Genomic DNA, 21281 nt, shown 5'->3' on the forward strand with positions numbered 1-21281 from the left:
ATGTGCGGCATCGCGGGCAGCTATCTGTGGCCGGACGGCGGGCCGCTCACCGACCGGCTCACCAAGGTCATCGCCCACCGGGGTCCTGACGACACCGGCAGGTACAGCCACGCGGCAGGCGACGGCGAGGTCCACTTCGGACACGCGAGGTTGTCGATCATCGACCTGTCCGAGACAGGGGCCCAGCCGATGGTCGCCGAGGGCCTCGCGCTGACCTACAACGGCGAGCTGTACAACGCGCCCGAGCTGCGCGCGAAGCTGACGGCGCACGGCGCACGGTTCCGGGGCACGTCGGACACCGAGGTGCTGCTGCGAGCGTGGCGGCACTGGGGCACCGACTGCCTGCCGATGCTGCGCGGGATGTTCGCGTTCGCGGTGTTCGACGAGCGCACCGGCGAGCTCACCCTCGCCCGCGACCAGCTCGGCATCAAGCCGCTGTACCTGCTGCGGCGCGGCGGCGGACTTGTGTTCGCCTCCGAGCTGAAAGCCCTGGTAAGCCAACTCGGCGACACGCTGCGCATCGACGAAGCCGCGCTGGTCGCGTCACTGCTGTACTACTGGGTGCCGGACAGCCGCTGCGCGTTTACCGAGGCGGAGAAGCTGCCGCCGGGCAGCTGGCTGCGACTGCGGCCGGACGGCAGCGCCGCACGCGGCACGTACTTCTCGCTGCGGGACGTGGCAGACACTGCGGACGCGGCCGAGGCGGAAGCGGCGGCAGGCGGGGCGGATCACCCCGACCTGGGCGCGGTGATCGCCGAGTCCACCCGCGCGCACCTGCTCTCGGATGTCCCGGTGGCGACGTTCCTCTCCGGCGGCCTCGACTCCTCCTACCTGACCGCGCTGGCGGCCAAGCAGCAACCGGGCATTTCCGCTTACACCATCGGGTTCCGCGCGGAAGACGCGAAGTTCGAGGCGATGCCGGACGACCTGCGCTACGCGCGCCAGGTGGCCGAACGCTACGGCGTCGACCTGCACGAGATCGAGATCGCACCCGACGTCCTCGACCTGCTGCCCCGCATGACGTATCACCTGGACGAACCCATCGGCGATCCCGCCGCGATCAACACGTTCCTGATCTGCTCAGCCGCGCGCGAGGCTGGGATCAAAGTGATGCTGTCCGGGATGGGCGCCGATGAGCTGTTCGGCGGCTACCGCAAGCACCTGGCGAACCTCATCGCCCGCCGCTACCAGCGCGTGCCCGCCGCACTGCGACGTCCGGTGCACGCGGCGGTGGATCGGCTGCCGGTCGCCTCCGCGCGCAGGGGCTACCGCTCGGTGCGGTTCGCGAAGCGGTTCCTGTCGTTCGCTGACCTGCCGGAAGAGACCGCGTTCCGCCGCAGCTACACGCTCTACGACCGCACCGAGCTGCTCGATCTGATCAACCCGGATCTCGCCCCCGCCGTCGACGACGTGCTGACCGAGCACGCCGACACCTATCACGACACCGCGCTGACCGACGTCGTCAACCGGATGTGTCTCGCCGACGCCAGGATGTTCCTGCCCGGCCTGAACCTCGGCTACACCGACCGATCAAGCATGGCGGCGTCGACTGAGGTACGGGTGCCGTTCGTCGACGTCGAGGTCGTCAAGGCCGCATTCCGCATTCCAGGCAGGGAGAAGATCGCGGGAGGCCAAGGCAAGCTCGCGTTGAAGCGCGCGGCGGCCGAGATTCTGCCGCCGGAGATCGTCTACCGGCCCAAAGGCCTGTTCAGTGCGCCGTTGCGGGCGTGGATGAGCCGCGACCTCGCGCCGCTGGTGCGGGAAGTGATCCACGATGGCGCGCTGGTGTCGTCGGGCTTCCTGCGCCGCGACGCGCTGGAGCGTCTGGTGCGCGAGGACGCGACCGGCAGGGAAGACCGGAGTAAACACCTCTGGCACATCCTGACGCTGGAGTACTGGTACCGCGCAGCGACCGAGGCTGGGGCGAGCCGGATGCGGACATAGCGACTCGGCGATGGCGGTGTCCGCGACCGGGACGACGTGAGGAGCGAGTGAGTGAAGCAAGTCGTGCAGAACTACAAGAGCGGGGAGCTCACCCTGCTCGACGTGCCCGCCCCGGCGTGCAGGCCCGGCGGAGTGCTTGTCAGGACGGCGTTCTCGTTGATCTCGACCGGCACCGAGCTGATGAAGGTCTCCGAGGCGAGCATGTCGCTGCTCGGCAAGGCGCGGGCACGGCCGGACCAGGTCGCGAAGGTGATGCAGAGCGTGGCGTCGAACGGCATCGGCGCCACCTACCGGAAGGTCACCAATCGGCTCGACTCCTACACACCACTGGGGTACTCACTCTGCGGAGTGGTCGAGGAAGTCGGCCCTGGCGTCGACGACGTCGCTGTCGGGGATGTGGTGGCGTGCGCGGGCAACGAGCACGCACTGCACGCCGAACTGAACTGGGTGCCGAAGCACCTCTACTCCCCCGTGCCCGCACGGGTGGCGCGCGAGCACGCCGCGTTCGGCACCGTCGGCGCGATCGCGATGCAGGGCGTGCGCCGCGGTGAGCCGCAGCTCGGCGACGTCGCCCTCGTGGTCGGGCTCGGACTGATCGGCCAGCTCGTGGTGCAGCTGCTGATCGCATTGGGCGCGCGGGTCATCGGCGTCGACCCCGATCCGGAGCGGTGCGCGCTCGCCGAACGCCTCGGCGCGCTCGCCTCCGGCGCGCCCGGCTCCGACGTCGTCGACACCGCCGTCACCACTGCCACCGACGGGCACGGCGTCGACCAGACGTACCTCGCTGCGGGCGGGAGCAGCAACGAGCCGGTCGAGCTGGCCGCGCGGCTGAGCAGGGACAGGGGCACGGTGGTCGACATCGGCAAGTGCGGGCTGAACCTGCCGTGGAACGCCTACTACGAGAAGGAACTCGACGTCCGATTCTCCCGGTCGTATGGGCCTGGCCGCTACGACCCGTCGTACGAGCTTGACGGGCACGACTACCCGATCGGCTACGTGCGCTGGACCGAGCGCCGCAATCTGGGGTGCTTCCTCGACCTGCTGGCCACCGGCAGGATCGACGTCGCGCCGCTGATCACCCACGTCAGGGACTTCACCGACGCCGAGGACACCTACCGCGCGCTGAACGACGGCGAGCTGCGCGCGCTCGCCGTGCTGTTCCGGTACCAGGAGGCGGAGCAGGCGCCCATCGCGAAAGCGCCGGTGGCCGCCAATGAGGATGGCGCCGCGGGTGCGACCCTGACGGCGGCTCCGGCGGGAAACGGCGCGACGAAGGGCATTGCTGTCGCAGCTGACGTCGGCGACAAGCCCGTCATCGCACCCGCCGCGGGCCACCCGGTCGGTCTCGGTTTCATCGGGGCGGGCAACTACGCCTCATCGATGCTGCTGCCGCACCTGGTCGAGCGCGACGACGTCGCGCTGCGGCGGGTGGTCACGACGTCCGCGCTGTCCGCGGCCAACGCGCAGCGCAAGTTCGGCTTCACCAAGGCGGACACCGACGTCGACACGGTGCTGAGTGATGACGCCACCGACGCGGTGTTCATCGTGACCCGCCACAGCTCGCACGCCGCCCTGACTTGCCAGGCACTGCGCGCTGGCAAGGCCGTGTTCGTGGAGAAACCCCTCGCCCTCAGTGAGTCCGAACTGGACAACGTGCTGACCGCCATCGCGGAATCCGGCAACGACCGGCTGCAGGTCGGGTTCAACCGCCGGTTCGCGCCGCTGCTGCGCAAGGCCAAAGCCCGGTTCGGCCGCAGGCTTGGCCCCGCCACCGTGCGGTACCTGATCAACGCGGGCAGCCTCGAAGCGGGCAGCTGGTACGCACGCACCGACTTGGAAGGCACCCGGTTCGCTGGCGAGGGCGGGCACTTCATCGACACCGTCAGCTGGCTGCTCGACGCCGACCCGACGTCGGTCTACGCCTGTGCGGGTCCGCACGGGCGGGACCCGCAGATCACGCTGCGCTACCCCGACGACTCCACCGCCGTGATCAGCTACACCACGTCTGGTTCGGCCAGTTTCCCCAAGGAGACACTCGACCTCACCGCTGACGGCAGGGTGCTCGCCTTCGACGACTTCGTGCGCGCCTCGGTGTACGGCCGCTACCGCTCGCGCAGCCCTCGGATGCCGGGCGGCAGGGACAAGGGACAGGCGGCCGAACTGGCGGCCTTCGTCGACGCGGTCGCGACCGGCTCACCGATGCCGGTGCCGGTGACGTCGCTGGTCACTACGACGCGGGCGACGCTTGCCGTCGAGCAGAGCCTGCGCACCGGCACACCGGTGACGGTGGGGCCATGACCACCCCTGGCTGGTACCTGCGGCGGCTATCGGCGATGGGTCCCGCCGAGATCGCCGGGCGTGCCATCGATGCCGCCCGCAAACGCGGCTGGCGCCGCATCGCCGCGCACCCGCCCGCACCCGCACTGCTGGCGGAGCGCCGGTTCGCGACACCGCTCCCCCACGGCGCGCTCGACGACGCATCGGACGCCGCGCGGTACCACCTGCTGACGACGGCGGAGCGGCTGTTCGACGGCCACGCGGAGTACTTCGGCGCCGGACGCGACGACCTGGTCAGCCCGGACTGGTCGGTCGACCCGAAGACCGGCAGGCGCGCCCCCGCGGACGCCTACGCGTTCGACGTGCCGTACCGCGATGAAGCGGTGATCGGCGACATCAAGCAGATCTGGGAGCCATCGCGGCATCAGCACCTCACCGTGCTCGCCGCAGCGTACGCGGTGACGGGTGAGTCGCGCTACGCCGAGCGGGTCGCCGATCACCTCAAGTCGTGGTGGTCGGCCAACCCGCCGCTACGCGGCGTGCACTGGGTGAGCGGCATCGAGCTGGGCATCCGCCTGCTTTCCTGGGTGTGGGTGCGGCGGCTGCTCGACGGCTGGGCGGGCGCGGCCGACCTGTTCGAGCGCAACGACGTTGCGCTGCAACAGATCTGGCACCACCAGCGCTGGCTCGCGGCGTTCCCCAGCAGAGGCTCGTCGGCGAACAACCACGCGGTCGCCGAAGCGGCGGGGCAGCTCGCGGCCTCATGCGCGTTCGACTGGTTCGCGGAGTCCGCGACGTGGCGCGCGCACGCTGCCCTCGCGCTGGACCGGCACCTGCGCGCCAACACGTTCGGCTCCGGGCTGAACCGTGAGCTCGCCACCGAATACCACGGGCTGGTGCTCGAACTCGGCCTCGCCGCGGCGCTCGAGGCGGACGCCGCCGGGGTGACGCTGCCCGCGACGACATGGCCGGTATTGCTGCGCATGACCGACGCGCTCGCCGCGATCGTCGACGTCCGGCTGCGCCCGCCCCGCCAAGGGGACGCCGACGACGGGTACGGCGTGGTCCTCGACGGCGACGCCACCGACCGGTGGGCTTCGCTGCTCGCCACCGGCAGTGTCCTTTTCGGACGTCCGAGTTGGTGGCCGGAAACCGCCACGCGCGACGTCCGCACCGCCGCGCTGACCGCACTCGCGCGGACGAGCTCACCGAGCCACCCCGCGCCGCTTCGCCCGCTGGACACTCCTCGCCCCGCCAGCCGACCCGATCACCTCGCCGACGCGGGACTCACCCTGTTGCGCTCCCCCGAGCACGAGACACCCGAGCTGTGGTGCCGGTGCGACGCGGGCCCACACGGCTTCCTCGCCATCGCCGCGCATGCGCACGCCGACGCACTGTCGGTGGAGGTTCGTCACGACGGCGTCGACGTCCTCGCTGACCCCGGCACGTACTGCTACCACAGCGAACCCGCATGGCGGGCCTACTTCCGATCCACCATCGGCCACAACACGCTGCGGCTGGACCGCACCGACCAGTCGACGTCCGGCGGGCCGTTCCTCTGGACCCGCCACGCCCGGAGCCGGGTGCTGCGCGCCGACACGCACGGCGATGTGGCCCGCTGGCACGGTGAGCACGACGGCTACGCACGGCGTGGGCGTCGGCACCGGCGCGGCGCCACCCACCGGCGCACCGTCACCCTGGACCGCACCGCCCGCAGGTTCACCATCACCGACGACGTCGACAGCGCCCGGCCGCACCACTGCGAGCTCGCGTTCCACCTCGGACCCACGATCGACGCCGACCTCGCGGACAGCACCGCGCGGCTGCGCTGGACCGCGGACGGCACCGAGCGCACCGCAACGCTCGACCTCCCGCCGGAGCTCGTCTGGAGCGAGGCCACGGGCGAGAACGCCCCGCCACTCGGCTGGTACTCCCCCGGCTTCGGCCGCAAGCAGCCCACCACCACGCTGCTCGGCACCGGCAGCACCGGCACCCCCACCGACCCGACGGCGCCCACGACCTTCACCACCGTGCTCACCTTCCACAACTGACGGAGGCAGCTATGACCACTCGACCGAGGACAGCGGCCCGTCGCGCCGTGCTCGTCCTCGGCGTGCTCGCGATCGTCGCGTCGGCATGCACCGGGCCGCAGGCCGACGAACCCCCGAAGCCAGGCGAGGGCGCCGCGGTCTGCGGTAGCACGCAACGCGGTCCGGCGCAGCCACCGGACGACGCGGTCGTCGTCGACCCGGATGTCCCGGCCGATCTGACCACGGCGACCCAGGAGAATCCGGCAGGTACGACATTCTGGCTCGCCACGGGTACCCATATCCTCGGCAACGGCGAATACGACCAGGTCGCGCCCAAGAACGGCAATACCTACCTCGCCGCCCCCGGCGCGATCCTCGATGGCCGCGAGACCAACCGCTACGCCTTCACCGGCAAGGCCGCCGACGTGACCATCACGCATCTGACCGTGCGGGGCTTCGTGCCACCGGTCAACGAGGGTGTGGTCAACCACGACTCCGGTGCGGGCTGGACGCTGGAGCACAACACCCTGGCCGACAACGCGGGCGCGGCGCTGATGGCGGGCGACAAGCAAGTCATGCGCGGAAACTGCTTCCGCGACAACGGCCAGTACGGCCTCAACGCCTGCTGCGGCGAGATCACCGACGTCACGCTGGAGCGCAACGAGTTCGTCGGCAACAACGTCGACGACGTCGAAGCCGACAACCCCGGCTGCGGCTGCACCGGGGCGATGAAGTTCTGGGACATCGACGGCGCCGACATCATCGGCAACTGGATCCACGACAACCGCGGCCCCGGCATCTGGGCCGACACCAACAACAACGATTTCCTGATCGAGGGCAACCTCATCGAGGACAACGACGGCGCCGCGATCATCTACGAGACCAGTTACAACGCGGTCATCAAGGACAACACGATGCGCCGCAACGCATGGGTCACCGGACGCGAATTCGCTGACAACTCGGACAACTTCCCGGTCGCGACGATCTACATCTCCGAGTCCGGCGGCGAGCCGCGTGTGCCTGCCCGCACTGACCAGATCGAGATCACCGGAAACACGCTGGAGAACAACTGGTCCGGCATCACGCTGTGGGAGAACGCCGACCGGTTCTGCAACTCGGCGGCCAACACCTCAACCGGCGCGTGCACGCTGCTGGTCGATCAGCCGAAACGCTGCTCACGGCCCGGCATCACCGACCAGCCGCTGTACGACGACTGCCGCTGGAAAACCCAGCGCGTCGACATCCATCACAACCAGTTCGTGCTCGACCCCGACGTCGTGGGCTGCCGGGTGCTGTGCGCGCGAATGGCGGTGTTGGCGAACTTCGGCACGTTCCCGGACTGGTCGCCCTACCAGGGCGACGTCGTGCGGGAGGCGATCACGTACGAGCAGGACAACCGCTGGCACGCCAATGACTACCGAGGCCCGTGGACGTTCCTCGCGTTCGACACGAACACCTCGATCACCTTCACGCAGTGGCGCGCCGCGCCGTACCAGCAGGACGCGGGCAGCACGTTCGCGCCGGTGAGCGAATGACCCACACGGCATGACCACGCGGGCCCGACCACCCAGGAGCAGGCGATGAACGAAACCGACGTCCAGTCGTTCTGGAACGCCCACCCGTGCGGCGACCACATCGTCGGCGGGCTGCATGGCGCGTTCGCCGACGACTACGCCCGCTTCTTCACCGCGTACGACGCCTGGCGCTACGGCCGCGAACGCCACATTCCCGGCTGCCTTGACCGGATCGACTGGCGCGACAAGCGGGTGCTGGAGATCGGACTCGGTCAGGGCGCGGAGTCCGAGCAGCTCATCCGGCGCGGCGCGACGTGGTCCGGCCTCGACCTCACCGAGGAGTCGGTGCGCAGGGTCGAGGCACGCCTCGCGGTGCGCGACCTGCCGCACGACGATGTGAAGCAGGGTTCCGCCGTCGCGATCCCGTGGCCCGACAACAGTTTCGACATCGTCTTCAGCCACGGGGTGCTGCACCACATCCCGGACATCCATACCGCGCAGGCCGAGATCCACCGGGTACTCAAGCCTGGCGGGCTGCTTGTGGCGATGCTCTACGCCCGCAGGTCGCTGAACTACCAGATCAGCATCCGGCTGATCCGCAGGGCGATGCTCGCCGCCGCCTACCCGCTGCGCCGCACCCGGCTCGCCTCGCGATCGTCGATGCTGCGGCAACACCTGGCGAACGCCGAGCGCACCGGGCTGCGGGAGTATCTGCGACTGGACACCTTCACGCACCGCAACACCGACGGCCCGCTCAATCCGTACGCGAAGGTGTACTCGCTGACCGAGGTCGCACGCGACTTTCCCGCTTTCGATGTCGCCGACTCGTACCAGCGCTACCTGCACGCACCGCCGCTGCCGGTGCACCGGCTACCCGGCGAGCGCGCGCTCGGCTGGCACCTGTGGGTGCACCTGCGCGCGAGACCGGCCACCGAGGCAGGCGCGCCATGACCACGCTCAAGCCACACCTGCCGTTCAGGAACGCCGGGGGCAACCACGGCGCTGACGGCACCGGCGATACCGGCAACACCGCGGCCCGCGGCACGCCGCCGCTTGTCGGCGTGGCGTGGGCGCTGCTGATCGTCAACACGCTCGGCTCGCAGGGCCCCGAGACACTGGTGGCGATCCCGCGCCCAATCGCCCAGGCGGTGACGATGGGGTCGCTGCTCATCGCGTTCACGCTCGCGCTGCTGCTCAACCCCCGGCTGCGGGTCCGGCCGAGCGCGTTCCTGCTGCTACTCACCCTGCTGCTGGTGCTGAGCATCATCGCGAGCGCGCGCATCGACTCCGGGTTCGGCGCGCTGATGCGCTGCGCCCGGCTGGCGGTGTTCCTGGCGACGCTGTGGCTGCTGAGCTACTGGTGGCAAGGCACGGTGGCGTTCGTCAGATATCACATCAGGACGTTCGCGGTGGTGCTCGCCGTGGTCGCCACCGGTCTCGTCGTCGCGCCCGGCCTCGCGCTGCCGGCAGACTACGGCGGACGCCTCGTCGGCGCGCTGTGGCCGATGCCGCCGCCGCAAATCGGCCAGTACGCCGCGATCGTCGCCGGGCTGACACTGTTGCTCTGGCTCGGCCGCCGCACCACGGTGTCGAGCGTGCTGGTGTTCGCGGTGCCCGCGATCGGCCTGTTACTGCTCACCCACACCCGCACGGCGACGTTCGCGCTACTCGCCGGGCTGGCGCTGGCGGCGCTGTCGCTGGTGCTGACGACGTCACGTGCCCGTAAGGCCGCCCTCGGCACCGGTATCGGCGGCGCGATCGCCGCGTTGGCGTTCTGGCCGGTCATCCAGGCGTGGATCCGACGCGGCCAGGACGCGGAGAACTTCACCAGCCTGACCGGGCGGGAGAAAGTGTGGGACGCGTTGCTCGCGGACAACCGCACCACTACCGAGCAGTTCTTCGGCGTCGGGCTCACCGACAAGTCGTTCAACGGCCTGCCGATCGACAACGGCTGGCTCGCCGTCTACCACGAGCAAGGCCTGGTCGGACTCGCGCTGGTGTTCGCGTTCCTCGCCACGCTAGCGGCGGTGGCGGTACTGCGGCCGCCCTCCATCGAGCGGGCCTGCGCCATCTTCCTGATCACCTACTGCCTGGTCGCCTCCTACGCGGAGGTCGGGCTTGGCGACGCATCGCCGTACCTCCTGCACCTCGCGGTGGCCGCCGCGCTACTGATACCAGGCCGGAACGGCACCACCCAACACGGCGCCGCACCTGTCACACCGCGCACCACACCCCGAACGTCCCAGTACAACGCCGCACTTCCAGATAATCGGTCGTAGAGATCATTCAGGACGTAACGGAATCGCCCGCGGGGACGAACTCCAGACGACGCCACAGTGCGAAGCACCACAGTGCACAAGCACAGTGCGGATTTTTCAGGGGCACAAGCAGGGGGACGGCCGCGTCGTCAAACCTGGCTACGACGCCGACGATTCGAGAGGTGAGGTATCCGTGAGCCGACAAGGCGTACTTCTCGATCGCGACGGCACCATCATCGTCGACCACGGCTACGTCGGCTCTGTTGACCGGGTGGAGTTCATCCCCGGCTCGATCGAGGCGATCGCCGCGCTCAACCGGGCGGGCATCCCAATCGCGGTCGTCAGCAACCAGGCCGGTGTCGCGCGCGGCTACTACGACATCGACGACGTCCATCAGGTGCACAAGCACCTGATCGCCGAACTCGCGCGCAAGGACGCACACGTCGACATTTGGTTGTTCTGCCCCTACCACCCGGACGGCAAGGTGGCGGCGTTCGCACGCGCCAGCGCTGATCGTAAGCCCGCACCCGGCATGGCGCTCGCCGCCGCCGAGGCGCTGGACCTCGACCTGACCGCGTCCTGGGTGGTCGGTGACGCCGCCTGCGACATGGGCCTCGCCGACGCCGTCGGGGCGCAGCCGCTCTACGTCGGCCCGCCGGACGCCGCGCTGAATGGCGTGCGGTCGTTCCCGGACCTGGCGCGCGCCACCGAGCACATCCTGGCCAGCGGCACCGTGCCCAGACAGGCCCGCAGCACACCGCGGCGGTTCCCCACGCACCGGTTCGACAGCGCGGACGCCTACGGCGGCGCGTACGTCACCGAACTGGACCGCGCGGTCCGCAGCGTCGACCGCGCCCAGCTTGGCAGCGCGGCACAGATCCTGGACACCGCATACCGCACCGACCAGGCGGTGTTCGCGTGCGGCAACGGCGGATCAGCCTCGATCGCCAACCACCTGCAGTGCGATCACGTCAAGGGCGTGCGCAACGGCACCGATCTGACCACCAGGGTCTACAGCCTGTCCACCAATATCGAAGTCCTCAGCGCCATCGCGAACGACCACGGCTACGAGCGGGTCTTCGAATACCAGCTGCAGTCGCACGCGAGGCCAGGCGACGTGCTGGTCGCGATCTCGTCGTCCGGCGGCTCGCCGAACATCGTGCGCGCGCTGGAGTGGGCCATCGCCAACGACATGCCGACGATCGCGCTGACCGGATTCGACGGCGGCGCCGCACGACGTCTCGCCACCGCGTCGATCCACGTCGACGCCCACAACTACGGAATCATCGAGGATGCGCACCAGGCGTGCATGCATCTGCTTGCCCAATACGTTCGACAATCCCGGATGGCTGCTGATGTTGTTGCGTCCCAGACATTCTGACGGCATGCGCGTCGCGATCAACCTGCTCACCGACGATCCGGCGAACCCGTCAGGGGCGCACTGGTTCTGGACGCGGGTCATTCCCGAGATGGCCAGTCGCCTCACCGGCGACGAGCAGCTGCACCTGCTGGTGAGCCCGACGTCCCGCGCCTCGCACACCGGCTACGGCCCCGGCGTGCACCACGTCACGTTCCCGTGGTCGAACGAGCGTCCGCCGCTACGCACCGCCAGCGAGCACCTGTACTCGCCGCTGCGGCTGCCGCTGTCCGGCATCGACGTCTTCAACACGCTGCTCGCGCCGATCGTGCGCCCCGCGCCGGGGCTGGTGGTGCACTTCAAGACGTTGCACGCCTACACCGCGCCCGAGTCAGTACGCCCGTCCGCGCGGCTGTACCGGCGGCTGAGCTACCCCCGCACCGCGCGGGTGGCCGACGCGATCGTCATCAACTCGGAGAGCCTGCGCCATGAGGTGACGCGCTACCTCGACGTCGACCCCGCCAAGCTGCACCTGATCCCGGAGGCGGTGGACCACGAGCTGTTCCGCCCCGGCGATCCCGAGCACGCCAGGCACACGCTGCGGCTGCGCTACGGCATCACGCGGCCGTTCGTCCTGTTCGTGTCCTCGCTGTGGCCGTACAAAAACTGCGCCGGACTGCTGCGTGCGTTCGCCGCTGCCAAGCCGGAGCTTGGCGACCGGCAGCTGGTGATCGTCGGGCCTGGCCGCGATGGCCCGCACGCCGCCGAACTCGGCGAGCTGGCGGCCGAGCTGGGCATCAGCGACGACGTGGTGTGGGTCGGCGGGGTGCCGATCACCGAGACGGTGCTGTTCTACCGCGCGGCGGACGTGTTCGTGTACCCGTCGTTCAACGAGACGTTCGGACTGCCGATCCTGGAGGCCATGGCGACCGGCTGCCCGGTGGTCACGTCGAACATCAGCGCCATGCCGGAGACGGCGGGCGGCGCCGCGCTGCTGGCCGATCCGTCCGATCCGGAAGCGATCGGGCAAGCGATTCTGGAGGCCTGCGGACCGGCCCGTGACGGCCTGCGGGAGAAGGGGCTGCTGCGGGCGAGCGAGTTCTCCTGGGCGCGCACCGCGGAACGCACCCTCGACCTCTACCGCGCGGTGTACGCGCGGCGGGGTGGTCGGCGATGAGGATTCTGGTCACCGGTGGCGCCGGGTTCATCGGCTCGCACACCTGCGACCGGCTGGTCGCGGCTGGCCACGACGTCATCGTGCTGGACACCGTCGCCGCACCGGTACACCCCGGCGCTACGCCGCAGTACCTCACGCCGGGGGTCGAGCTGTTCATCGGTGACGTTCGTAACCGCGAGTTGCTGGCGAACCTGCTGCGACGGGTCGACGCGGTGTATCACTTCGCGGCGCACCAGGACTATCTGCCGGACTTCGCGTCGTTCACCGACGTCAACGTGACCGCGACGGCGCTGCTGTACGAGATCATCGTCGCGGAGCGGCTGGACATCCAGCGGGTGGTGCTTGCGTCCTCGCAGGCCGCGCTGGGCGAAGGGCTCTACGTCTGCGCCGAGCACGGCGAGCAGGTACCGGACATGCGCCCGGAGTCGCAGCTCGCGGCGGGCCGGTGGGAGCACACCTGCCCGGTCTGCGACGGCGAACTGCGGATGCTGCCGACACCGGAACGGGTCACGAACCCGCAGAACCCGTACGGCATGTCCAAGCTCGCGGGCGAACGCATGGCGCTCAATCTTGGCCGCCGTTACCGCGTCCCGACGGTCGCGCTGCGCTACAGCATCGTGCAGGGGCCCCGGCAGTCGGTGTACAACGCCTACTCCGGCGCGTGCCGCATCTTCTGCCTGCACTACGCGCAGGGCAGCACACCGGCGTTGTATGAAGACGGCCAGGCGATCCGCGACTACGTCAACATCGACGACGTCGTGGACGCGAACCTGCTCGCGCTCACCGACGAGCGGGCGGTGGGCAGAGCGTTCAACGTCGGCGGCGGCACCGCGTACACGACTCAGGAGTTCGCGGAGATCGTGCGGGCACAGTACGGCTCGGACGAGCCCGCCCGGATCACCGGCGAGTACCGGTTCGGCGACACCCGCCACATCCTGTCCGACATCGACGCGCTACGGGCGCTCGGCTGGTCACCCCAGTACACCCCGAAGGACTCGGTCGCGCGGTACGCCGAGTGGCTGGCGGGCAAGGACGGCCTGGACGACGTCCTCAGCCACGCGACGGCGACGATGCGAGAGCTCGGCGTGGTGCGGCCGGTACGGGAGCGCGACTCATGATCATCACACAGACGCCGTTGCGGATCGGCCTCGTCGGCGGCGGCACGGATCTGCCGAGCTACTACCGCGAACACGGCGGCAGGGTGCTCAACGCGGCGATCGACAAGTACGTCTACGTGATCGTCAAGCAGCGCTTCGATGACGACATCTACGTCAACTACTCGCGCAAGGAGATCGTCTCCCGGGTGGAGGACCTGCAGCACGAGCTGGTGCGCGAGGCGCTGCACATGACCGGCGTCCGGGGCGGCATCGAGCTGACCACGCTGGCCGACATCCCGGCCGCCGGGTCGGGGCTCGGCTCGTCGTCCGCGGTGACGGTCGGGCTGCTGCACGCGCTGTACGCCTACCGGGGCACCCAGGTGTCGGCGGAGGAGCTGGCCGAGCGCGCGTGCACCATCGAGATCGACCGCTGCCGCAAACCGATCGGCAAGCAGGACCAGTACGCGGCGGCGTTCGGCGGGTTGTGCGACATCCACTTCGGGCGGGGAGACCGGGTGGTGCTGGACGAGTTGGCACTGGACCCTGTGCTGCGGCGGCAGCTGCAAAGCGAGTTGTTGCTGTTTTTCACCGGCATCACCCGCGACGCCAATGTGATCCTCGGCGAGCAGAACGCCAACATCGGTGACCGGCTGCCGCAGCTCAACCTGCTGCGCGACCTCGCTACGGAGGCGGCGGACGGGCTGCGCGCCGGGGAGGTCAGCGCACTCGGCATCGCGCTGCGCAAGAGCTGGGAGGCCAAGCGGAGCCTCGCCTCCGGCGTCTCGAACCCGCAGATCGACAAGGCCATCGAGGACGCGTTGGCGGCTGGCGCGTCTGGCGCGAAGGTCACCGGAGCTGGCGGCGGCGGATTCCTGCTCGTGACGTGTCCGGTGGAACACCAAGCCGCGGTGCGCGAGCGGCTGTCGAGGATGAAAGAGCTGCCGATCAAGCTGGAGCCGCTGGGTTCCCGGGTGATCTTCAACGTCCATCGCGACATCTGGAGCTGAGCCCGATGCCTCGGCGGCTGTGCCCGGAGGGCGCCTACCCGTTCGCGCTGCCCGCGATCGCGGCGTACCGGCTACCGGGCTCGCGGCTGACACTCCCCCGCGAGCCGCTGGAACCGTCGGCGTGGCAGGACGTGCTGCGCGGCGCATGGCGGCACCGACTGACCGGTGCGCTCGCTGCTGCCGTGCACGAGGGCGCCATGGCCGCGACCGGCGCACAGATCAGTGAGGCCGTCGCCGAGCACCGCACCGCGCAGCTCAGGGTGCTGCTGCTGGAGCGGGAACTGGCCGCGATCGTGCGGCGGCTGACGGGCGCTGGCGTGGCCACCAGGGTGCTCAAGGGCCCCGCCTACGCCCGGCTGGACTACCCGGACCCGGCGCTGCGATCGTTCCACGACATCGACCTACTGGTGCGACCAGCCGACATCGACCACGCGGCCGCCACGATGCGCTCGGCCGGGTACCGGCGCACGCTGGCCGAGCCGAGACCTGGCTTCGACCGGCGGTTCGACAAGGGCATGACGCTGATCCCGCCGGCGGGCTATGAGCTGGACATCCATCGCACGTTCGTGCTTGGGCCCTGGGGCGTACTGATGGACCTGGACGAACTGTGGCGCGACGAAGGCGAATCGCTGACGGTCGCGGGGCACCCGGTGACGGCACTGTCGCTGCCATACCGGCTGCTGCACGCCTGCTACCACGCCGCGCTCGGTGACTGGCCACTCCGGCTGGGCTCGCTGCGCGACGTCGCGGAACTGCTGCGGAAGGTGGAATCGTCCGGCGGTGTCCACGCCAACACTGCCGGGCACCTCAGCGTTATCCAGCGCACCGATCCGGCACGCACCGTACGGGCGATCGCGGCGCGCTGGGGTGTGGAGGCCGTGCTCGCGGCGGCCGTCGCCGACACCACCCGGCTGCTTTGCCTTCCCGCGACCGGGCCGCTGTCGTCCTGGGCACGGGACTACACACCGAGCAGACAGGAAGAAGCCTGGCTCGCGCTGCACACCACCGACACCAAGACGTTCGCTGCCCAGGCGCTCGCCACGGTACGGGTGCTACCGCGCTGGCGCGACAAGCTCGCCTACATCCACGCGCTCGCTCTGCCCGACCGCGGCTACACCGACGGACGTCATTCCTCCCGCCTCCGCCGCTTCGCTTACGCCCTCCGCCAGGCACACCAGGGCCGCGCGGTCTCGCGCCGTGTCCCCCACTCCTGACGCCGTGTCCGACGCTCAGGACGCTGTGTCCTGCACTGCCGACGCCGTGTCCGACGCTCAGGACGCCATGTCCTGCACTACCGACGCCGTGTTCGTCTTCGACGTCACCTCACAACGCATCAGCACCCGTTAGCAGCGAGCGTGAGTTGCTCGGTGAGCATCGTGGTGCGAAGTCGATCAGCGTCCCTGCCGCTAGGACCTGTTTAATCGGACACAGGGGACAAAATGTGACACTACGAAAGGGGAGGTGCCCACCACGCCGCAACTCGCCGTTGGGAACGCATGACTCATCGTCGAGAGTGCAGGACACGGCGTCCTGGGTGTCGAACACAACGTCCCGAGTGCAGGACATGGCGTCCTGAGTGCAGGACACGGCTTCGAGCGCGGGAGCCGCGCCCGCTTACGAGAACGTGATGTCGCCGAAGAGGGTTCCTGCGGCGAAGTCGGCATCAAGCAGACTGCCTTCGGCCTGGCCGAGCGTCAGCTCAGCGACCGTCCCCAACTCCTCGATCTCCGGGGCAACATATTCTTTGCGCATCGTCCGACCCCTTCCGCTGGCACTGTCCGAGAACACGCGCGTGCGTCCCGACACATGAGCGCGCATCGTGTCTCACACAATGAAATTCGCACCGGACAACAAGGACGTTACGCTCTTTCCCAGATATTCGCGCATCGCCGTCATTCCTTCCCCGCCCAGATATTCTCGTGCGATGCCCCTGTTCGGCACCACACGCACCCCGGCGACGGCACCTCGGCTGGTGGCGACCGCCGCGAGAGAGGTCGTGCGCGCCGACCGAGCGGGCACCGTCGTCGCCACGCTGTACCAACTCATCGGCGCCGCCGCAGCGCTCGGCGTCGTGGGCGCGGGCAAGCTCACCTTCGACGCGCTGCTCACACCGGAGGACGCGCGGCTCGGCCTCACCCCAGCACTGCTCGCGCTGGCGTTTCTGACCGCGCTCTCCGGCGCGATCGGACCGCTGCAGGCGCAGCAACACCGCCTGCTCGGCGAACGGGTGTCGCAGCGCGTGTGGAACCGCCTGCTCGACGCCACCGCCCGCGCCGACTTGCTCAGTTACGAGGCCACCGGCTTCGCGACCAACCTGGAACGAGTCCAGCAAAACGCCCTGACTCGCCCGTTCGCGGTAACGACCTCGCTGCTCGGTCTCACTGGTGGCCTGCTCGGCGTGGTCACGATCTCCACGGCGCTCATCAGCATCGAGCCGTTGCTGGTGCCGGTCCTGCTCACGGCTGGTGTGCCCGCCGTGTTGCTCTCACGCTGGGCGAGCCGGAGCGAGTTCAGCTTCGCGACCCGGCTGACCGCGCTGTATCGCCGCCGCAACTATCTGCGGCAGCTGCTGACCCAACGTGGCTATGCGGCTGAGCTGCGAGCCTTCGACTCCGCGCCACGGCTGCGCCGCCACCACAGCGCACTGAACGCCAGCGTCGCCACCGAACTGCGAGGCCAGGTGCGCAGGCGGCAGTTGATCGCGGCGATGACCACGCTGGGCATGGCCGCCGCGCTCGCCATCGCCCTGCTCGCCATCGTCGAACTGGTGCGCCGCGGCAGGATCGACCTCGCCACCGCGGGCGCGGCCGCGATCGCCGTCCGCCTGCTCTCCACCCAGCTCACCACGCTGTTCACCGCGATCGGCGGGCTGATCGAGTCCGCGCCATTCCTGGCCGACCTGGAACGCTTCATCGCCGCCGTGCCCACCATGTCACCGGACGGCACCCGGCGCCCGCTGCGCGACCGGGTCACGCTGACCGGCGTCAGTTTCCGCTATCCGAGCCAGCAACGCCCCGCCGTCGATGACGTCGACCTCACCATCCGCGCCGGGGAGGTAGTGGCGCTCGTCGGCGAGAACGGTTCCGGCAAAACCACCCTCGCCAAGATCGTCGCTGGTCTCTACGACGCGGACACCGGCACCCGGCAGTGGGACGGCGTCATCGCCGACCCTGCCGACCTCCGGGCGTCGGTATCGGTGATCTTCCAGGACTTCGTGCGGTACCAGTTCTCGCTGCGCGAGAACATCGCCATCGCTGACGACGGCCGCGGCGACCCCGCCGCGGTGACCGACGCGGCGCGCAAGGCCGGAGTACTCGACTCGGTGCCGTCGCTCCCCGATGGCATGGACACAGTGCTCGGCCGCGACCTGGACGAGGGCGTTGACCTGTCCGGCGGCCAATGGCAGCGGGTCGCGCTGGCGCGGGCGCTATACCGCACCGCCGACCTTGTCGTGCTGGACGAACCGGCCGCCGCGCTCGACCCACGCACCGAGCACGCGCTGTTCACCGACGTGCGTGCCACCCTGGACGGGCGTGCGGCGCTGTTGATCTCCCATCGGTTCTCCAGCACCCGCATGGCCGACCGCATCTACGTGATGGACGAGGGCAGGATCATCGAGTCCGGCACACACGACGAACTGATGGCACACGACGGCCAGTACGCCCAGCTCTACCGGCTCCAGTCGGCGGCCTACCGCTGAACGGGAGCGGCCACGACGTTCCGCAGCGCGGGTAGCACGCTGTCGAACGGCGCGTCCCATGGGATCGTCGCCGTCACGACGGGCACCTGCTCGACCAGGTCGGCAAGCCCTTGGAACGACGTCGCCAGTGAAGCCTGTTCACACCAGCCAAGTACCCGAGGGAACCGGCTCAGCAGCAACAACGCCCGCACCGGGGCCAGTCGTTCCACGACCAGTTCGCTGGCACTCCTGCTAGGACGCGGCACAACGCACAACGCCAGCGGCACCGGTCCCGCTGATACGTCGTCGAACCGCATCGCGAGCCTGCCGTCGGCGGTGTGGCGAACGGTGGCGCCGTCGGCGAGCCGGTGCGCGCCAGGACGCAGCCGAGTCTCCACACTGCCCGGATAGACGCGCATGGCGGATCCGTGCCGTTCGATGCGGAGCACGTCGTCGGCGAGGAGCGTGCAGCCATCGCGGCACAGCGCGGTCGCCAGCGTGGACTTGCCCATGCCGGACGCCCCGACGAACGCGATCGCCACATCGCCGTCGCGCACGGCACTGGCATGCACCACGACGTGTCCCCGCAGCAGCAGATGCAGCGCCAGCACCATTCCGGTGGCGAGCACGGGCAGGTATCCCTCGTCCACGCCGGGGTGCGGGTGTGCGGTGACCTCGGCGAACTCGTGGTCACCGGTGAATTCGCACAACCCTGGATATCGAAGCACGATACCGGCGTCGGGCCGGGCGATGCCGTAGCGCAGTGCGCCGTCGGCGTCGGTCAGCGTCGCCACGGGCGTGCCCTCGGGCGGTTCGGCACGCACTGGACGCCGGTTGCCGAGGCGCAACGCCAGATCCGGCTCGGCGGCGCCGCCGGGTGGCAGCGGGAGTTCGATGTCGCTGACGACGTCGAGACCGTGGGCGCGGTATCGGTGCGTCACGACGGCGCTCCATTCGCTGTGCCGAGGGCCGCGTAGCCCGCTGACGCTGGGTCGAGGGCGACGCCGTCGATTTCGAGCCACGCGTGGGCCGCGAACACGGCGTCCTCGCGGCGAACGCCGATCCGCAGCACGGGGTCGAGCTGGCGTAATCGGTGGCCCAGCAGCAGGCACCGCCGCAAACAGGTGTCCCCTGCTGGCCACGCCGACGCGACAGCACAGCACGCCCGCACCGGCGTTTTGGTGCGGCGCGGCAAGACGACGTGCCCGGCGCGGGGCTGGCGGGCGCTGGTGAGGTCACTACGCAGGCCGAGGCGGGCACACGCAGTGTCGACACCACCGGTACGCAGGCACACCTCGATCACAAGCAGTGTGACGACCGCCCGCGCCGCCTCGACGCCGAAACGGGCCGCCCGACGGAGTGGCCGGAGCTGGCTCATGGTGTCACCGTCGAGGCGAGCCAGGCCTGCTGCAGTAACAGTGCGGTGCCTGCCGGTGGTTGTGCGGAGAGCCAGGCGGCCCGGAGCGCATCCGTGTCGATCAGCTGGTGGTCACAGCCAGTGCCGTCCCATGCGCGGGCGAACTCCCGCGATGACGCGCCGAACCGGGATGCGTTGAACGTTGCCTTGTCGGTGCGACGCAGCACGGCATCCGGGAGAAGCCCGTCGGCGAGCAACATGGTGCCTGCGGTGCGGGTGAGCCCACGCCACCGGCCGCCGAACGCCGCGTACGAGTTGATGAACCGATCGTCTGCCAACGGTTCCACCAGCGTGCAGTCGTTGCCGCGGGCCACGACGGCTCGGGTCCGTTCGCCGACCGCGACCGCGCGCGACGCCCGGGCCGCGAGCACACTTCGGTCCCAGCGCAGCGGTTGCCGCGCCGTGTGTCGTGCGGTCGCGCGTTGTGCCGCACGCCGGTGTGTAGACCGCAGCCAGTGTGGGGCGGCGGCCACGTGGCTGGCGACGACGTACCGCAACGGCGATGGCGCGGCACTCGCTGCCACCACTGTCCAGTCCGTGCGGGAGAGTCCCCTGCCGCGTCGCCGCAGGGCCGCGCGCAGCACCGCGATCCGATGACCGCTGAGCACCTCGTCTCCCCCATTGCCCGTGACGAGACTGCCACCTGCCGCGTGACCGGTGAGGACGATGGTGTTGGCCAACGCGGCTGGGTATACCGGGCCGCCGTGAGCGCGCAGGACGGGTGCCATGACGGTGCCGATGAGGTCAAGTTCGGTGGTGATGTTCTTGCGTACCCACTCGAACCGCAGCCCGCTGTCGCGCAGGTGCGTCACGACCGCGTCCTGCCACGTCGACTCGTCGGCATGGGGATCGTTCGGATAGCGCAGGGTGAGCGCGATTGGCGGTGCGTGTCCTTCTCTCGCCGCCAGATCGGCCGCGACGGCGAGCAGCAGCGACGAGTCCCTGCCGCCAGAGAAGGCCACGACACACGGTTGGCGCAGCAATGCCGGACGCAACGCGGCGCGCAACGCATGCACGGGGTCTGGATCGACGGTGAGCAGGTCCGCAGGCGATGGCCGCGCTGGCGATGTCCCCCGAGGTAGCGACCCGACCGGGTGTCCGATGGCGACCTCGGCCGGTGCCAGTTTCGGCAAACCGGTTGGTCCATCCCGCGGCGTGTCGTCGTGGGCGAGCAGCACAGCCGGTTCCGTCACTGCACTAGACCTTCGTCGCGCAGGCGTGCGATGAAGGATTCGACGTCGCGTCGGGCCACGGCGTGGTCGACGTCGTACTCGGTGACGATGGTGTCGACGAGGTCGTCCACCGACGTGTCCTCCGCGAGCAGCTCGAACAGGCGGACGCCGACGCCTTTGATCGTGAAGTACCGCGACCTCGGCAGGTTGAGCACGATCGTCTCGTCACCGATCGTGCGGGCCGAAGTGTCAGCCAATCGAACGCGCATGATGCCCCCTTGTCCAGCGCAAGCGCGAGGTCATACCTAGGTTCGCCCCGGAACGGTGACCTGTTACGCCGGAGCACTGGACT

General features: G+C 69.6%; 18 protein-coding genes. 13 read left to right on the top strand and 5 right to left on the bottom strand.

Features of this window, described 5'->3' with window-relative positions:
- From asnB to AMYHA_RS28230, 12 genes are all read left to right on the top strand, one after another.
- Positions 1-1944, top strand: coding sequence for an asparagine synthase (glutamine-hydrolyzing) (gene asnB, locus AMYHA_RS18840; protein WP_034273119.1), 1944 nt, complete (start codon positions 1-3; stop codon positions 1942-1944).
- 51 nt (positions 1945-1995) lie between these two features.
- On the top strand, positions 1996-4242 hold the full coding sequence (locus AMYHA_RS18845) for a bi-domain-containing oxidoreductase (RefSeq protein WP_196776934.1): 2247 nt from the start codon (positions 1996-1998) through the stop codon (positions 4240-4242).
- Positions 4239-6272, top strand: coding sequence for an alginate lyase family protein (locus AMYHA_RS18850; protein WP_034273122.1), 2034 nt, complete (start codon positions 4239-4241; stop codon positions 6270-6272). Before AMYHA_RS18845 ends, AMYHA_RS18850 begins: the two co-directional genes overlap by 4 nt.
- Positions 6273-6283: 11 nt before the next feature.
- Positions 6284-7786 carry a right-handed parallel beta-helix repeat-containing protein gene (locus tag AMYHA_RS18855; RefSeq protein WP_034273125.1) on the top strand — a complete coding sequence of 501 codons (1503 nt, stop codon included), beginning with the start codon at positions 6284-6286 and terminating at the stop codon, positions 7784-7786.
- A gap of 45 nt (positions 7787-7831) precedes the next feature.
- Positions 7832-8716 (top strand): class I SAM-dependent methyltransferase, encoded by an 885-nt coding sequence (locus AMYHA_RS25965; RefSeq protein ID WP_051400082.1) that lies wholly within the window; start codon positions 7832-7834, stop codon positions 8714-8716.
- A 110-nt stretch (positions 8717-8826) separates the two neighbouring features.
- Positions 8827-10044: an O-antigen ligase domain-containing protein gene (locus tag AMYHA_RS18865; protein WP_157362579.1), complete on the top strand. Its 1218-nt coding sequence runs from the start codon at positions 8827-8829 to the stop codon at positions 10042-10044.
- Between the two features lie 172 nt (positions 10045-10216).
- Positions 10217-11404, top strand: a complete 1188-nt coding sequence (locus tag AMYHA_RS18870) for an HAD-IIIA family hydrolase (protein ID WP_034277926.1) — start codon at positions 10217-10219, stop codon at positions 11402-11404.
- 4 nt (positions 11405-11408) lie between these two features.
- Entirely contained in the window at positions 11409-12557 is a 1149-nt protein-coding gene (locus tag AMYHA_RS18875) for a glycosyltransferase family 4 protein (RefSeq protein ID WP_034273128.1), read from the top strand.
- The gene (locus tag AMYHA_RS18880; RefSeq protein ID WP_034273132.1) at positions 12554-13675 is read left to right on the top strand and encodes an NAD-dependent epimerase/dehydratase family protein; all 1122 of its coding nucleotides are present in this window, start codon (positions 12554-12556) and stop codon (positions 13673-13675) included. Before AMYHA_RS18875 ends, AMYHA_RS18880 begins: the two co-directional genes overlap by 4 nt.
- Complete coding sequence (locus AMYHA_RS18885; RefSeq protein ID WP_034273134.1) at positions 13672-14661, top strand: GHMP family kinase ATP-binding protein; 990 nt, start codon at positions 13672-13674, stop codon at positions 14659-14661. Before AMYHA_RS18880 ends, AMYHA_RS18885 begins: the two co-directional genes overlap by 4 nt.
- A 5-nt stretch (positions 14662-14666) precedes the next feature.
- Entirely contained in the window at positions 14667-15875 is a 1209-nt protein-coding gene (locus tag AMYHA_RS18890) for a nucleotidyltransferase family protein (RefSeq protein WP_034273136.1), read from the top strand.
- A 4-nt stretch (positions 15876-15879) separates the two neighbouring features.
- Positions 15880-16008 (top strand): hypothetical protein, encoded by a 129-nt coding sequence (locus AMYHA_RS28230; RefSeq protein ID WP_269189765.1) that lies wholly within the window; start codon positions 15880-15882, stop codon positions 16006-16008.
- A 267-nt stretch (positions 16009-16275) separates the two neighbouring features.
- On the opposite strand, the gene AMYHA_RS27165 is transcribed toward AMYHA_RS28230, so the two are convergent.
- Positions 16276-16413 (bottom strand): lasso RiPP family leader peptide-containing protein, encoded by a 138-nt coding sequence (locus tag AMYHA_RS27165; protein ID WP_157362246.1) that lies wholly within the window; start codon positions 16411-16413, stop codon positions 16276-16278.
- 172 nt (positions 16414-16585) lie between these two features.
- On the opposite strand from AMYHA_RS27165, the gene AMYHA_RS18895 reads away from it, so the two are divergent.
- Positions 16586-18361 carry an ABC transporter ATP-binding protein gene (locus AMYHA_RS18895; protein ID WP_034273139.1) on the top strand — a complete coding sequence of 592 codons (1776 nt, stop codon included), beginning with the start codon at positions 16586-16588 and terminating at the stop codon, positions 18359-18361.
- On the opposite strand, the gene AMYHA_RS18900 is transcribed toward AMYHA_RS18895, so the two are convergent.
- Genes AMYHA_RS18900 through AMYHA_RS18915 form a run of 4 tightly spaced genes read right to left on the bottom strand, consistent with a single transcriptional unit; the run spans position 18352 to position 21198 of the window.
- Positions 18352-19281, bottom strand: a complete 930-nt coding sequence (locus tag AMYHA_RS18900) for a hypothetical protein (RefSeq protein ID WP_034273141.1) — start codon at positions 19279-19281, stop codon at positions 18352-18354. The two genes, AMYHA_RS18895 and AMYHA_RS18900, sit on opposite strands and share 10 nt — an antisense overlap.
- The gene (locus AMYHA_RS18905; protein ID WP_051400084.1) at positions 19278-19718 is read right to left on the bottom strand and encodes a lasso peptide biosynthesis B2 protein; all 441 of its coding nucleotides are present in this window, start codon (positions 19716-19718) and stop codon (positions 19278-19280) included. The genes AMYHA_RS18900 and AMYHA_RS18905 overlap by 4 nt, the downstream gene beginning before the upstream one ends.
- Positions 19715-20950: an asparagine synthase-related protein gene (locus AMYHA_RS18910; RefSeq protein ID WP_231104815.1), complete on the bottom strand. Its 1236-nt coding sequence runs from the start codon at positions 20948-20950 to the stop codon at positions 19715-19717. The genes AMYHA_RS18905 and AMYHA_RS18910 overlap by 4 nt, the downstream gene beginning before the upstream one ends.
- The gene (locus AMYHA_RS18915) at positions 20947-21198 is read right to left on the bottom strand and encodes a PqqD family protein (RefSeq protein ID WP_034273143.1); all 252 of its coding nucleotides are present in this window, start codon (positions 21196-21198) and stop codon (positions 20947-20949) included. The genes AMYHA_RS18910 and AMYHA_RS18915 overlap by 4 nt, the downstream gene beginning before the upstream one ends.
- Between the last annotated feature and the right edge of the window lie 83 nt (positions 21199-21281).

Source organism: Haloechinothrix halophila YIM 93223 (assembly GCF_000504245.1).
Taxonomy (GTDB): Bacteria; Actinomycetota; Actinomycetes; order Mycobacteriales; family Pseudonocardiaceae; genus Haloechinothrix_A; species Haloechinothrix_A halophila.

Excerpts from the sequence above, each read along its gene's own strand:
- asnB (WP_034273119.1), top strand. The coding sequence starts at position 1 with ATGTGCGGCATCGCGGGCAGCTATCTGTGGCCGGACGGCGGGCCGCTC.
- AMYHA_RS18850 (WP_034273122.1), top strand. The coding sequence starts at position 4,239 with ATGACCACCCCTGGCTGGTACCTGCGGCGGCTATCGGCGATGGGTCCC.
- AMYHA_RS18855 (WP_034273125.1), top strand. The coding sequence starts at position 6,284 with ATGACCACTCGACCGAGGACAGCGGCCCGTCGCGCCGTGCTCGTCCTC.
- AMYHA_RS25965 (WP_051400082.1), top strand. The coding sequence starts at position 7,832 with ATGAACGAAACCGACGTCCAGTCGTTCTGGAACGCCCACCCGTGCGGC.
- AMYHA_RS18875 (WP_034273128.1), top strand. The coding sequence starts at position 11,409 with ATGCGCGTCGCGATCAACCTGCTCACCGACGATCCGGCGAACCCGTCA.
- AMYHA_RS18880 (WP_034273132.1), top strand. The coding sequence starts at position 12,554 with ATGAGGATTCTGGTCACCGGTGGCGCCGGGTTCATCGGCTCGCACACC.
- AMYHA_RS18885 (WP_034273134.1), top strand. The coding sequence starts at position 13,672 with ATGATCATCACACAGACGCCGTTGCGGATCGGCCTCGTCGGCGGCGGC.
- AMYHA_RS18890 (WP_034273136.1), top strand. The coding sequence starts at position 14,667 with ATGCCTCGGCGGCTGTGCCCGGAGGGCGCCTACCCGTTCGCGCTGCCC.
- AMYHA_RS27165 (WP_157362246.1), bottom strand. The coding sequence starts at position 16,413 with ATGCGCAAAGAATATGTTGCCCCGGAGATCGAGGAGTTGGGGACGGTC.
- AMYHA_RS18895 (WP_034273139.1), top strand. The coding sequence starts at position 16,586 with ATGCCCCTGTTCGGCACCACACGCACCCCGGCGACGGCACCTCGGCTG.
- AMYHA_RS18905 (WP_051400084.1), bottom strand. The coding sequence starts at position 19,718 with ATGAGCCAGCTCCGGCCACTCCGTCGGGCGGCCCGTTTCGGCGTCGAG.
- AMYHA_RS18915 (WP_034273143.1), bottom strand. The coding sequence starts at position 21,198 with ATGCGCGTTCGATTGGCTGACACTTCGGCCCGCACGATCGGTGACGAG.